Origin of the sequence: Allobacillus sp. SKP2-8 (assembly GCF_007559355.1) — a bacterium.
Classification (GTDB): domain Bacteria; phylum Bacillota; class Bacilli; order Bacillales; family Alkalibacillaceae; genus Allobacillus; species Allobacillus halotolerans.
This window is the reverse complement of record NZ_VMHF01000029.1, coordinates 1-12,332: the sequence shown is the minus strand read 5'-3', so window position 1 is coordinate 12,332 and position 12,332 is coordinate 1. Positions and strand designations below refer to the sequence as shown.

The 12,332-nt window shown below is 38.5% G+C and carries 15 protein-coding genes and 1 pseudogene; 3 read left to right on the top strand and 13 right to left on the bottom strand.

Going from position 1 to position 12,332, the window contains the following annotated elements; all coding sequences use genetic code 11:
- Positions 1-359: 359 nt before the first annotated feature.
- On the bottom strand, positions 360-923 hold the full coding sequence (locus tag FPQ10_RS12455) for a DUF6241 domain-containing protein (protein ID WP_144163822.1): 564 nt from the start codon (positions 921-923) through the stop codon (positions 360-362).
- A gap of 227 nt (positions 924-1,150) precedes the next feature.
- Here FPQ10_RS12455 and FPQ10_RS12450 point away from each other — a divergent pair, with 227 nt between their 5' ends.
- Complete coding sequence (locus tag FPQ10_RS12450; protein WP_144163821.1) at positions 1,151-1,522, top strand: YgzB family protein; 372 nt, start codon at positions 1,151-1,153, stop codon at positions 1,520-1,522.
- Between the two features lie 81 nt (positions 1,523-1,603).
- Here the strand turns inward: FPQ10_RS12450 and perR are convergent, their stop codons facing one another.
- The 5 genes from perR to FPQ10_RS12425 form a co-directional block, all read right to left on the bottom strand.
- The gene (gene perR, locus FPQ10_RS12445; protein WP_144163820.1) at positions 1,604-2,047 is read right to left on the bottom strand and encodes a peroxide-responsive transcriptional repressor PerR; all 444 of its coding nucleotides are present in this window, start codon (positions 2,045-2,047) and stop codon (positions 1,604-1,606) included.
- Positions 2,048-2,225: 178 nt separating this feature from the next.
- Entirely contained in the window at positions 2,226-2,783 is a 558-nt protein-coding gene (locus FPQ10_RS12440; RefSeq protein WP_144163819.1) for a cob(I)yrinic acid a,c-diamide adenosyltransferase, read from the bottom strand.
- A gap of 1 nt (position 2,784) precedes the next feature.
- Entirely contained in the window at positions 2,785-3,735 is a 951-nt protein-coding gene (locus FPQ10_RS12435) for a D-2-hydroxyacid dehydrogenase (protein ID WP_144163818.1), read from the bottom strand.
- A 29-nt stretch (positions 3,736-3,764) separates the two neighbouring features.
- Complete coding sequence (gene bcp / locus FPQ10_RS12430; RefSeq protein WP_144163817.1) at positions 3,765-4,235, bottom strand: thioredoxin-dependent thiol peroxidase; 471 nt, start codon at positions 4,233-4,235, stop codon at positions 3,765-3,767.
- 156 nt (positions 4,236-4,391) lie between these two features.
- A complete protein-coding gene (locus FPQ10_RS12425) occupies positions 4,392-4,778 on the bottom strand; it encodes a potassium channel family protein (RefSeq protein WP_144163816.1) in 387 nt (128 codons plus the stop codon).
- 113 nt (positions 4,779-4,891) lie between these two features.
- On the opposite strand from FPQ10_RS12425, the gene FPQ10_RS12420 reads away from it, so the two are divergent.
- Both FPQ10_RS12420 and FPQ10_RS12415 read left to right on the top strand, forming a co-directional pair.
- Positions 4,892-6,187: a glutamate-1-semialdehyde 2,1-aminomutase gene (locus FPQ10_RS12420; protein WP_144163815.1), complete on the top strand. Its 1,296-nt coding sequence runs from the start codon at positions 4,892-4,894 to the stop codon at positions 6,185-6,187.
- Positions 6,188-6,843: 656 nt separating this feature from the next.
- Complete coding sequence (locus tag FPQ10_RS12415) at positions 6,844-7,905, top strand: FUSC family protein (protein ID WP_144163814.1); 1,062 nt, start codon at positions 6,844-6,846, stop codon at positions 7,903-7,905.
- Here the strand turns inward: FPQ10_RS12415 and FPQ10_RS12410 are convergent.
- The 7 genes and pseudogenes from FPQ10_RS12410 to FPQ10_RS13420 all read right to left on the bottom strand — a co-directional run.
- The gene (locus FPQ10_RS12410; RefSeq protein ID WP_144163813.1) at positions 7,902-8,399 is read right to left on the bottom strand and encodes a hypothetical protein; all 498 of its coding nucleotides are present in this window, start codon (positions 8,397-8,399) and stop codon (positions 7,902-7,904) included. The two genes, FPQ10_RS12415 and FPQ10_RS12410, sit on opposite strands and share 4 nt — an antisense overlap.
- The gene (locus FPQ10_RS12405; protein WP_144163812.1) at positions 8,392-9,606 is read right to left on the bottom strand and encodes an MFS transporter; all 1,215 of its coding nucleotides are present in this window, start codon (positions 9,604-9,606) and stop codon (positions 8,392-8,394) included. The genes FPQ10_RS12410 and FPQ10_RS12405 overlap by 8 nt, the downstream gene beginning before the upstream one ends.
- Complete coding sequence (locus FPQ10_RS12400; RefSeq protein ID WP_186278685.1) at positions 9,590-10,783, bottom strand: DUF58 domain-containing protein; 1,194 nt, start codon at positions 10,781-10,783, stop codon at positions 9,590-9,592. Before FPQ10_RS12400 ends, FPQ10_RS12405 begins: the two co-directional genes overlap by 17 nt.
- A 218-nt stretch (positions 10,784-11,001) precedes the next feature.
- On the bottom strand, positions 11,002-11,238 hold the full coding sequence (locus tag FPQ10_RS12395; RefSeq protein ID WP_144163810.1) for a hypothetical protein: 237 nt from the start codon (positions 11,236-11,238) through the stop codon (positions 11,002-11,004).
- Between the two features lie 48 nt (positions 11,239-11,286).
- A complete protein-coding gene (locus FPQ10_RS12390) occupies positions 11,287-11,508 on the bottom strand; it encodes a hypothetical protein (RefSeq protein ID WP_144163809.1) in 222 nt (73 codons plus the stop codon).
- A 182-nt stretch (positions 11,509-11,690) separates the two neighbouring features.
- Positions 11,691-12,119 (bottom strand): DUF5412 family protein, encoded by a 429-nt coding sequence (locus tag FPQ10_RS12385; protein WP_246569302.1) that lies wholly within the window; start codon positions 12,117-12,119, stop codon positions 11,691-11,693.
- A gap of 8 nt (positions 12,120-12,127) precedes the next feature.
- A pseudogene (locus tag FPQ10_RS13420) lies at positions 12,128-12,332 on the bottom strand (hypothetical protein); the annotation flags it as partial.

Sequence of the window (12,332 nt, the reverse complement as noted above, 5' to 3'; positions counted from 1 at the left end):
TTCCCAATCAATAAGAAAGAAACCGAATTGACTTCAGGCTATTTTGTTTAGTTTTCAAGGTTCGAAATGTTCTTTGTGTTTCTTCGCTTCAAAACAGCGACTTTATAAATGTAACACGCATTCAAGTTTGCGTCAATACTTTTTTTGAATTTGTGTTAGCAACTTATTTAGCTGTTTTTGCGACGCTTATAAATATAGCATGGAGTATTTATGGAAGTCAATAGATTTTCTCTTCTTTTTTTCACTTTCTTAGATCACCCCCATTAACTACCGGTTCTCCAGTCGTTAAATGATTTCTCATTCTTTCATTCTCGCAACTATTTAATGCAAGTGTCTACTCGATGCAACTTCCCTTTCAACTATCGGTCTCCTGATCCTTCTCTCACTTGCTCAATATATGCCGCTTCTTCTTCCTCACTCATAACGCCATAAGCTTCACCGACGGTTCCATTCTGCATTCGCCATATTGTATTATGGTCTTCATCGGCTTGTGAAAAATCTCCATTAGACCAGCGAGTCAGTATATCACGATAGATATCTTCATTATTGATTGATATTTCATCCAACCCATTCAATAGCCAATCAATTCTTTCTTGTGTGATTAAATAGAAGCCCCATTTTTTATTGGCCTTTACTTTTTGGTGCGACATCCCATGAATATACTCTCTGTAATACGCTTCGTTCAATTCGCTTTGCTCGCGTTTTTGACCGAAAGGGTTTTTACCTTCTTTTTGATATTCTTCAATCTCTTCTTCTGTTACATCTTCTTTTGCTTGTTCTCTTGCTTGCTCAATTTCTTCATCCACTTCTGGTTCGGTCTCGTTACTTTCCCCTAAAAAATTTGGATTCATCCAATAGTATGTACCAGCAACGACTATTGCAACAATCAAAATTGGTAAAATCCATTTCCATATTCCCTTCAATATGATCCTCCTCAATGTGTCCTTGGTGATTGTGTAGGATGTTTTTTCATAATTGGTAGATACTTTCATTCTAGACAAAGCCAATTCAAAACGAAACCATTTTTTAGAATTCTTTCCTATAGGTAGGGTCTTTTTATCTTTTCGACAATCTATTGAATGTTCATTCTTCCATTAACAAGTTATGAGACAAATATGCTATACTTCTTGTGGAAAGAAGGAGGTTCACCATGGGGTTAAAATACAGTAGTAAAATTAATAAAATCCGGACAGTAGCTTTAGGGCTAATCTTTGCCGGAATGATCATTATGTATATTGGACTTTATTTCAGAAATATTGAATGGTTGTTAGTCACGTTGATGATTCTTGGCCTAATAGCCATTGGGTTGAGTACGGTTATTTACTTATGGATTGGCATGTTATCGACAAAAGCCATTCCGATTGAATGTCCGGAATGTGGAAAACCAACTAAGATGCTCGGACGAGTCGATGCTTGTATGCATTGCAAGCAGCCTCTCACATTCGACCGCAACCTTGAAGGTAAAGAATTTGATGAAAAGTATAATTCCAAAAAGTATTGGAAAGAACAACAAGACAAATAACAACTTCATTCATATTTATTATGTGCATATGTAAAAAAGGGCTAATTAGTTAGCCCTTTTTTTGTGTCTTTCGTTATTACTCTAATGCTTTGCCAGTTGCTGGCAATCTTCGCAAGTGCCGTAAACTTCCATCCGGTGGTTCGTTACATCAAATCCTGTCACTTGTTCAGCAAGTTGTTCCACTTCGTTTAATGAAGGGTAATGGAAGTCGACAATCTTCCCACACTCATCACAAATGATGTGGTAATGATCGGATGTGTTGCAATCAAATCGACTGGAAGAATCTCCGTATGTTAATTCTCGAACAAGTCCGATATCTAAAAAAACGCGAAGGTTATTATAGACGGTCGCAACGCTCATGTTCGGAAACTTGTCTTCCAATGCTTTATAAATTTCATCTGCAGTTGGGTGCTTCATGGATTGCATCAAGTATTCCAACACTGCATGACGCTGTGGTGTAATACGTACACCTGATTTCTTTAAGGTTGTTAATGCTTCTTGTAATCTTTGCTCAGGCACCGTCATGCACCTCGCTTTCCTAAATAATAATATTCTTACATTAGAATGCTTATAATCTAGTTTACTAAGCGACTCCCATGATTGTCAATTAAATTGTATTCTTTCTAAATAAGCTAAGCAGTTCATTGCTTAAAAAGAGAGGATTGGATTACTTGAGATGATCCATTCTGTATCTAAGATTCCGTTAAATATCTGTATGCAAAGGTAGTTCCTCGCCACCTAAATGATGATTCACATATCTAGCTGCGACAAACAAGAAATCAGAAAGGCGATTTAAATAGGATTGTACCAATGGATTGGTCAAGTCATCACCCATGGAAATCGTGACACGTTCCGCACGGCGAGCAATCGTCCGAGCTACGTGCAGGCTCGCTGCTGCTGGATGGCCAGATGGCAGGATGAAATTTTTCAATTCATCTAGATCTTGATCCCATCGATCGATTGTTTCTTCCAAATGATCGATATGCTCTTGTTTCAACTTCCACATGACCTCTTTATCACTAGGTGTTGCAAGTTCTGCGCCGACATGGAATAAAATAGTCTGCACTTTATGAAGTGCATCAATGACTTCCTGCTTCCCTTCCCACGTTTCATTCACCAATTGACTAAGTGCCATGCCAACCATTGAGTTTGTTTCATCACAGGTTCCGTAGGCCTCAACCCGGACATCATTTTTAGGAACTCTTTTCCCATAAATCAAGGAAGTTTTTCCCTTATCACCTGAACGCGTATATATGCGCATATTAATACCCCTTTCGAACATCAATTTGATTGAGCGGAAAAGCTTCATTTTTCAAGTAAGCATCCAAGTTTTGTTTAAAAATCTCAAAACCCCGCGGTTGATAATGTCTAGAGATTCCAGATAAGTGCGGTGTAATAGTGGTATTTTCTAAACTCCACAATGGACTACTTTCATCTAGAGGCTCTTCTTCCATTACATCCAAAATCGCATGTTTTATTCTGTCTTCTTTTAAGGCATCGATTAACTCTTGTTCATTGACAGTTGTTCCGCGACCCATATTTAGAAAAACTGCATCATTTTTCATCGCGTTGAACTGTGTACCAGTAAAAACTTTCTCTGTCTCTTCTGTTGCCGGCAAAACATTAATTACATAATCAGCATTCCCTAATTGTGCATTCAGTTCATCCATTGTGTACGTTTCATCAAAGTTTTCTTTCGCACGCCCACTTTTTGAAATACCAATCGTTTTCATGCGAAAAGCTTTCACCAAACGTGCGACCTCCTGACCAATTGCACCCGTTCCAGCAATCAGCATCGTTTTCCCAGAAATCTCAACCATTTTTACCGCGCGTGACCATTCATGAGCTTTTTCTTGTTCATAAAGCTCCTTCGCTTGTCGTTCAACTTGGAGTAACATCGCAATTGCATATTCACCCATTGGCCCCGCAGAGATTCCTCGTGCATTTGTCACATCGATACCCTTCTCAGCAATCTTCTTTAACGGCATGTCATCAAGCCCTGCTGAGACAACCATCATCCACTTCAGCTTCTTTGCTTTCTCAATATGTTCTTCAGTCAAGTCCACACCATAAGTGACAACCACTTCTGCTTCATGCAATTCCGTTTCCGCTTCCTCAATCGATTCTTTCCATAAAAACTCGACTTGAGGGAATGTTTTTTCCATATCTTCCTTGATTGCTGCTTTCGTTTTGAATGTCGTTAGTACTTTCATATTGTTTTTACTCCTTTAAGTAGCATGTCTTATTGCAAATTGTTTTCGATGTATTGTAGTGCTTCTTCTACGTGATCCTTCACTTTAACTTTTCGGAATTCCTTCACTAGATTCCCTTCTTTATCAATGATGAAAGTAGAACGTTCAATTCCTTCATATTCTTTTCCGAAATTCTTTTTCAACTTCCAGACGTCATAGGTTTCAGCGACTTGATGGTCCTCATCTGCGAGTAGTAAAAACGGCAACTCATGTTTTTCAATAAATTTGTTGTGTCGGTCAACCGAATCCGGACTTACACCTAGAATGACTGCATCCAACTCGCTAAATTTCTCATATTGATCTCTAAAATCACAGGCTTGGGTCGTACAGCCTGGTGTCATATCTTTTGGATAAAAATATAAAACGACGTATTTTCCGCGATAGTCCGATAAGCTGATGGATTCACCGTTACTTGCTGGTAATGTGAAATCAGGCGCTGTTTGTCCTACTTCTACTGTCATATAAAACATCCCCTTTATGATTGTTTGTACTATAAGATTACCGAAGTTTTCTGACAGTGACAAATATTTATATCGTTTACCGCAGCTTCATCGTCCGTTCGACAAACCTCCAAAAAGTTTGGGAAATTTCCCGGGAAATAAGTTGCATCTTGGCGACTAACCAAGGAGCTTGTACAAAAATGCTGCAGGGAGCAAATACCCGATCATCGCTTCAAATAAAGCGATTGGCTTGCCGATGCCAATTGGTGTTACATCCCCATAACCAACAGTCATCAGTGTGACTCCACTGAAATAAACCGAATGAAAAAACCGCTCGAAGGACGTACCAGCTTGGAGCGGCTGATCGATGAGCAATGAAAATCCTGCTTCAGATAGCAAGAAATAGAGCAGCGCAAAACCGAGCATCAAGATGAAGTAGATGGCTATAAACGAAGTGAACAGCTCTTTTGAAAAAGCACCCCGCACATCTTGATAATTTTTTATAAACACAAATAAACTACTAATGATAATCAGAATGACGAGTATAGCAAATAAACGATCCATGTAATCACCAGTTTCATCGTTAGTGCTTTATTATATGAAGTTTCTCTTCAAAAGATGTTCGCGAATCGTTATGCTAGAATGGTTAACGAGAATCTTTTAGGAGGTATGTTGTTATGAACCGATCTACATCTGAAAAACTTTATCAAGAAGCAAATGATTTAATCCTCGGTGGTGTCAACTCACCATCACGTGCATATAAAGGGGTTGGAGGTGGAACCCCTGTCTTTATGGAAAAAGCGAAAGGCAGCCATTTCTGGGATGTCGATGGCAATGAGTATATCGATTATTTAGGTGCTTATGGTCCAATCATTACAGGACATGCACATCCACATATTGCTGAGGCGATTTCTACAGCCGCTTATAATGGTGTACTATATGGAACGCCGACAAAATTAGAGAATCAGTTTGCGAGAATGTTAAAAGATGCAATTCCAACGTTGGAAAAAGTACGTTTTGTAAATTCCGGTACGGAAGCAGTGATGACCACCATCCGTATCGCTCGTGCGTATACGAATCGAACGAAAATCATTAAATTTGCTGGTTGTTACCATGGTCACTCTGACTTAGTGTTGGTTGCTGCAGGTTCTGGACCCGCTACTTTAGGAACTCCTGATTCTGCTGGTGTACCTCAAAGTATCGCACAAGAAGTAATCACAGTTCCTTTTAATGACGTGGAAGCTTTCCGTGATGCATTAGATCGTTACGGCGATGAAGTGGCCGGTGTCCTAGTAGAACCGATTGTCGGTAATTTTGGCATTGTCGAACCCGCAGTTGGTTTCTTGGAAAAAGTGAAAGAGCTGACACATCAGAATGGTAGTTTGTTAATTTTTGATGAAGTCATTACCGCTTTTCGCTTTCATTATGGCAGTGCACAAGAATTAACCGGTGTGAATGCTGATATGATTGCGATGGGTAAAATCATCGGTGGAGGCCTTCCGATCGGTGCTTATGGTGGACGAGCGGATATCATGGAACAAGTTGCGCCGCTCGGACCTGCTTACCAAGCTGGAACAATGGCTGGAAACCCGGCATCGATGGCCGCAGGAATTGCTTGTCTTGAAGTTTTAAATGATCCAGCCCACTATGAGCGATTAGACGAGATGGGTGAAAAGTTGGAAGAAGGAATTTTGGCAAGCGCAAGCAAGCATGGTCTTCCGGTAAAAATTAACCGATTAAAAGGAGCATTTACCGTTTTCTTTACCGATGAAGAAATTACAAATTATGATCAAGCGGAGAATACCGATGGCGAAATGTTTTCTCGATTTTTCAAATTGATGTTGGATCGAGGGATCAACCTTGCGCCGTCAAAATTTGAAGCTTGGTTCTTAACGATTGCTCATACCGATGAAGATATCGAAAAAACATTAGACGCAGTTGATGATAGCTTTGCAGAAATGGCGAAATCCTAGTTTGAAGTACTTTTATATGAAGCTCGACTAATCCGTAGTAATAATTGCTGATCATCTGCAATCGCAAGTAGGAGAACTCCAAGTCGAATTGATCACACTGAAGCGATGCTGATTAACACTGAAGGTTTGCGTATTAACACTGAAGGTTTACCGTTTAACCCTGAAGCTTTGTGAATTAACACTGAAGCGACGCCGTTTAACACTGAAGCTTCGTGAATTAACACTGAAGCGAGCCCTTTTAACACTGAAGCGACGCCATTTAACCCTGAAGCAGAAGAAATTAACACTGTAGCGCAACGTCTCAGCCAAGAAAAATAGAAGAGTTTCAATCCGAGTGTTCGTGCAAAATACAAACATAAAAAAGTTTCCCAAAAAAGCAAAAATAGTCTTGTTTTTTTAAATCAATGTGTTAATATATAGATAATTCAGAATTATTGGATTACCCCTTATTAAAGGAACGATGTTATGAAAACTCCCTTCCTTTCTGGTATTGCCAGATTGAAGTGTTCGCAATTTGTGCGGACGCTTCTTTTTTTGTTGCATATCAGATTGTTATAGGTAGTAGATTGTTATAAGATAAAAAGAGATACGACATTCGTTATAAACGAGAAAAAATTCTCGTCGTCGATATTTGAAAAGAAGTGGAGGTTGATTTAATGAAATTAGGTGCACGTGCATTCAAGACAGGTGTCGCAATTATGATCACGATGTATATCGCCACCTTGATTGGTTTTGAGGCTGGATTCTTTGCTGGAACAATTGCGGCCGCAACGTCACTACAGCCCTCCATCTATCGTTCCTTTCAAACGATGGCAGAGCAGATTCAAGCGAACATTCTAGGTTCAGCTATTGCAATCACGCTCGTCTTGACAGCTGGAAACGCTCCCTTCTTAATTGGTGCAGGTATTGTGCTCGTTATAGGTATATGTACGTTTTTCAAAATGAAGGAAGATACTACCTTTATCGCTATTATCGCTGTTCTCGCATTGATGATGGACTCTTCTAATGTCGTTTATTTAGAGTTTGCCGGAATGCGGTTCACGACTATTTTAATTGGTATTTTTTCTGCGTTCTTGGTGAATTTGGCTTTCTTGCCGCCGAAATATGAAATCCAATTGTTTAACCAAATCAGTGAGTTAACCTCCGATCTTTTGCAGTGGATTCGTGTGACGACAAGGCATCTAGCCGATCAGCCTGCTCTCAAAAAAGAAATTGAAATGCTAAACACGGAACTTTGGCAATTGGAGAACACGTATTTGTTATTCTCGGAAGAACGGACATATTCAAGAACAAAGGGAATCGAACGGGCAAGAAAGTTAGTCATTTTCCGTTCGCTTATTTCACTATCCCGAAAGTCTTATGATTTATTGACGACACTACACCGACTGGATTACGATATCGAGCATATTTCCAAAGATATCAGTAGGCGAATTTTAAAAGAAGTCGATAAAGTCATGCATACACATGAGAAGTTGATGCTGATGTATCAAGGCCGGATCCGCTCAAAGGATACCGACCCGCTCCATAGTGTTTCAACTCCTGATGTTAAGGGGTTGATTGTTGAATTGATCAATTATTATGATGAAGGTGACGAAGAAGCGCGGTTAAAATTAATCCCGCTTGCGTCGATGTTATATGATTATCATGAAGAAATGATGCATTGTAAAATGTTGATGAAAAGTTATTTGAAGAAAGCATCTGACCATGATTTCGACTAAACAAAAAAGAAAAGTAACACCATTAACGCTAGGTTCACAAGGTATGAATATTCGATTTGTCGTTCCGCTGACGTTGTTGCATCCGCAAATTTATGAACACCGGTGATCAATAGCAACTGCCATAAAAATGTGAAGTAAAACAGCAATGCATAGAAACTAACACGATAATCAACAAATTCTGTCAATGAATCGTTTTGAAAAGCGAAAATGAAAGCGATAAATGATATTGTAAACCAAGCAAATATAATAGGAAGCATTTTTTTCCACGCCGGATGTTGTAAAAACGTCTGGCTTTTCTTTGTTTGGAAAAGAAAGAACAAGCACATGAGCCCGCTAATGAAAAGAAAACCTGTCATAACCAATAACTGAGAAGTAACCATTCCCATCGAATCACCCATTTGATAATGAAGATCGACATCCAGCTGTTCAAATATAACAGCACCGACAATTAAAGTGATAACGACGATTACTTGATAGATGGACCATTTATTCATTGTTGCTCTCCTTCTTGCTTTTTAACATTTGTTTCAGTACAGAAACGTCATCCTGAAACGATTTTATTTTGTTTTCATCATTTTTTTCGGCATAACGTATTTTTTCATAACGTTCGATTACTTGCTGCCGCTCTTTACCAAAGATTTGTTGCCGGTCAAGCCACTCGTCGATTGTTTCATCAGGGTAACGACCGAGCTTTTGGTTTGCAGCCCATTTCTCTAGTTGATAATAAATTTTTCGGATGGCATGTTTCGGTGCCTGTTGACGATTGCTCTTCCACAAGTGTTGCTCGGTCGTACGATTCTTTTGTACCGTAACCGTCTTTTCCTTCTGTGAGGCTTCTTCTGGTGTCAACTTTTTTCGATGCCTTAAAATTAAAAATAGAAGGATTAAGATCACTAGCCCACCGATTCCATATAAAAACCATTCAATATACGTACCAATCATCGTTGTCTCTGATTCCGGTTGTTGGGGACCTGTAACGATTTCAGTTTCATTTTCGATGGAAATAGGTTCCGGCGGCTCGATATCAATGTACTCTGTCAGCTTCATGATTGGTGAAACAATCCAAGCAAGAGCCATCAGCACGCCGTAAAAGACATATTCAAACAAAAAACGTAGATACGGATAAAGAAACGTTAGCAAATAGGTACCAACAAACAATACGAATCCAATACCTAAAAACCAAACCACTTTCTTTTTGCCGACACTGTTTGCGCCATCCGGGTCGCTAAGATAATAAAGCAAAAATCGTCCAAGCAAAAACGTAAACAAAAAGACAGCCGCCATCAATAAGTAGTCGTTCGCAAATGGGTAGCCATTCCCTATACTGAATAGATATGCGACTACGCTTAGCACCAACGTACTGACGAGAATGGTTTCTTCATGGTCTTGATCCGGTTTCATTAAATGAGATTCAATCCGAACGAATAAAACAACGGCCATGAATAACACCAGCAAAAAATGATAACCGAACAAAAATGCCAAGCCACCCGCCAAAATCGGGCCGAAAGCAATCAACGGTCTCCCTGACTTCAAAAAAACAAGCGTACTAACTGCATAAGCTACGATCGCTAGACAGAAAAGAGAAATCAATGACACCCCAAGATCATTTTGCATATGGAAAAAATAAACAACAATCCATAAAGGGAACAACTCTAAGACGTATTGATAGAATTGAGCATAACGATTAGGCAAATGATCCATCTGCAGCCACCCCCTCTTCTTGGAGATCTTCATGCTGCAAATGATGGACCCGAGATCCTTTTAGTTCGAACAAGCGATAATAGTAGCCATAACCCGGGTGATCCATCCCGGCTTGAATCACATCTGTCGTTAATGGTTCCTTCGATATGATTTGATTCAGCATGTTTTCAAACGGTACGGTAAATGTTCCTCCTTGGATGCGCGCCAATAGTTCAAGCGTATTCCCGAGATGCTTCTCCCCTTTTCCTTCAACTTGATGAATAAACGGCACACGATTCATCGATAAAATATTAATATATAAAGAGTAAGGAATCCCTTTTTTAGTAGCGTCAAACGCCAAGTAAGCGATTTGCTCGATCATATCTTCAAATGCATCTTTGTTCCCACGTGTTACCTTTACATTGATTAGAAACATCCGTGATAAGTGACTAACTCGCTCGTCAACTTTTACTTGGAAATCACCTGTCCTTGCGCTTGCTTTCCAATGGATTTGATTAAATGGATCACCAAATTCATACGGTCTTGTGCCAATGTTTCGAGCTCGATCTATGTATAAGGATTGCTGAGTTACATGTTCACCTTTACCTTTTGGCTGCTGAAGCAACAAATTGTGAACAGCTTTTTTCTTTGGAAAAACAACAACTTCCGTTAAGTTCAAATCCTCCAACTTCAAATAAATCTGATTCAAGTTGAATGGATTTGGTAAACTAATCTCCAGGCTACGAATATGCGATACGCCACGCTGCTTCGCCGTATAAGGAAACTCTATTGTTTTCTCTTCCCAAAACAATAGGCTGAATGGCTTTTCGATAAATGTTCGTTCTCTACGACGATGCATTTTACCCCCACTTAACTCAATGGCATCATCCATTTCCAACGAAATTTTGCCCATCAATAAAGGTAAAATACCCTTTTGCCGAATTGTCAACTCAATTGAACTGGTATCCCCCGGGTCCACTCGCTGCTGTTTTTGTGTAACTGAAACCTCCAAAAAGTCATCCACATGTTTTTCATAAAATAGACTCAATGCATAAATAGCAATGATGAGTATTGCCAGAAACAATAACAAAAAAGCATGCCCGGCTGAAGTGATTAACCCACCAACCAACAATAGTATAGAAATCACTGTTAGTGGACGAAATATACTATTTTCGAGAATGGATTTATGAAATGACATATCGCTCTTCCTTATGTAAGCTTTTCCCATACTATATCATGAATTCAATCATTTCTGAAAATAAATTTTATGATGTGGAAGCGTTCGGTTCCGTTTTGGAGGAATAAAAGAGGTCCCTGATCGGTTGGAAGTTTACACTGTTAAACAGTACTTTAATTTCAATATCACGACTGCCAGGAAGCGCATGGCGACTCCGATTTTAGAGTAACTTGCAATTATTATTCACAATCACACTCAAATTCCTTGAATTTATATTCCTTGTACAGTGTTAATTCCCCAATATCACTTGAAGCCGTCTCGTAAACTTTGACTAAGGGAGCAATGTCTTGTTCAGCAAACCTTTTTACTTGCTTACCCATATCAACAGAAGAATCTAAATTATATTCATTCATATCTTCATATAAATCATTATGTTCACAAACATCATATGTAACGGCAACATAACTTTTTGACATGATTAACACCTGCTTTGTCATTACTATTTAATAGTTGAGCAAGATTGTCTATTTTCTAATTTCATAGGTAAGTAACTTCATTATATAAAAAGATAGTCCAATTAAAGCTGTAATTACGCCGCCTATAAATGTTATTAAGGGTATAATGCTACTTTCTTCCTGGTTTACATAGAATTCTGGTAAACCGATCATAAGTATTTTTCCAATACCAGATAAAGCTATAATAATGAAGCCTGAACAAGTAAATATTGCTGCGATGTATTTATTCATTTTACTCCCACCTTATCTTTCAAAATGACTTGCTTATATAATTTCTTTTGAATTTCTTAATATCCTTCTTTAATAATTCTGTTCCGTCATAGTTCAATAAGTCTGATCCTGTTAAATGGCTAACAATTGAAAATTATGGGCTATTCGTCTCCAGATTTGCTTTCCGTAGTCCAAAGTGACATTCATTTTTGATAACAAGTTTCATATTCATCTTTCATAAGCCAACTCTGACAGGCTAATCCTCTGTCATGATAAATTTCTCTCTCCACGTCTAATTTAATACTTTTATTTAGTTCGGGGTACTCAGATGATTCATTTATAATGAATAGCGTATCTTTATCTACCCATTCAATTTTAAAGTTATTATTCACATCACTATAATAGATCGTTTTCTGTTCGTCTTCATCATTATGTTTTGTTATTTCTACCCATACATTAACTCCACCTGCTGCGCCACCATATGGTTCATAATATGCATTTGCCGTATACTCACCTGTGGGTGAAATTACAGGTCCGGGTCCTGTTTGGGTATATTCTTTATCAATATCGTTAAATGTAAAAAAATACATTATATATATGTAGAGAGAAGATACCAAAACAACTCCTGACAACGTTGCGATCAACATTTTTTTGGAAAAGGTTTCTTTTTAGCAAAGTATGTAAATAATTTTATACATAAAATCAAAAACATTATAATGGTAACAAAAGAAAATAAACCAAATACAATTATAATGATGCAACCTCCCCTTGTATTTTGCAAGAGAAAATCTGATAAAAATGCAAAAGAAATTCGAGAACTTTGCCAGCCCCATTTTTTATGATGG

Excerpts from the sequence above, each read along its gene's own strand:
- FPQ10_RS12450 (WP_144163821.1), top strand. The coding sequence starts at position 1,151 with ATGGGGTTAAAATACAGTAGTAAAATTAATAAAATCCGGACAGTAGCT.
- perR (WP_144163820.1), bottom strand. The coding sequence starts at position 2,047 with ATGACGGTGCCTGAGCAAAGATTACAAGAAGCATTAACAACCTTAAAG.
- FPQ10_RS12440 (WP_144163819.1), bottom strand. The coding sequence starts at position 2,783 with ATGCGCATATATACGCGTTCAGGTGATAAGGGAAAAACTTCCTTGATT.
- FPQ10_RS12435 (WP_144163818.1), bottom strand. The coding sequence starts at position 3,735 with ATGAAAGTACTAACGACATTCAAAACGAAAGCAGCAATCAAGGAAGAT.
- bcp (WP_144163817.1), bottom strand. The coding sequence starts at position 4,235 with ATGACAGTAGAAGTAGGACAAACAGCGCCTGATTTCACATTACCAGCA.
- FPQ10_RS12425 (WP_144163816.1), bottom strand. The coding sequence starts at position 4,778 with ATGGATCGTTTATTTGCTATACTCGTCATTCTGATTATCATTAGTAGT.
- FPQ10_RS12420 (WP_144163815.1), top strand. The coding sequence starts at position 4,892 with ATGAACCGATCTACATCTGAAAAACTTTATCAAGAAGCAAATGATTTA.
- FPQ10_RS12415 (WP_144163814.1), top strand. The coding sequence starts at position 6,844 with ATGAAATTAGGTGCACGTGCATTCAAGACAGGTGTCGCAATTATGATC.
- FPQ10_RS12410 (WP_144163813.1), bottom strand. The coding sequence starts at position 8,399 with ATGAATAAATGGTCCATCTATCAAGTAATCGTCGTTATCACTTTAATT.
- FPQ10_RS12405 (WP_144163812.1), bottom strand. The coding sequence starts at position 9,606 with ATGGATCATTTGCCTAATCGTTATGCTCAATTCTATCAATACGTCTTA.
- FPQ10_RS12400 (WP_186278685.1), bottom strand. The coding sequence starts at position 10,783 with ATGTCATTTCATAAATCCATTCTCGAAAATAGTATATTTCGTCCACTA.
- FPQ10_RS12395 (WP_144163810.1), bottom strand. The coding sequence starts at position 11,238 with ATGTCAAAAAGTTATGTTGCCGTTACATATGATGTTTGTGAACATAAT.
- FPQ10_RS12390 (WP_144163809.1), bottom strand. The coding sequence starts at position 11,508 with ATGAATAAATACATCGCAGCAATATTTACTTGTTCAGGCTTCATTATT.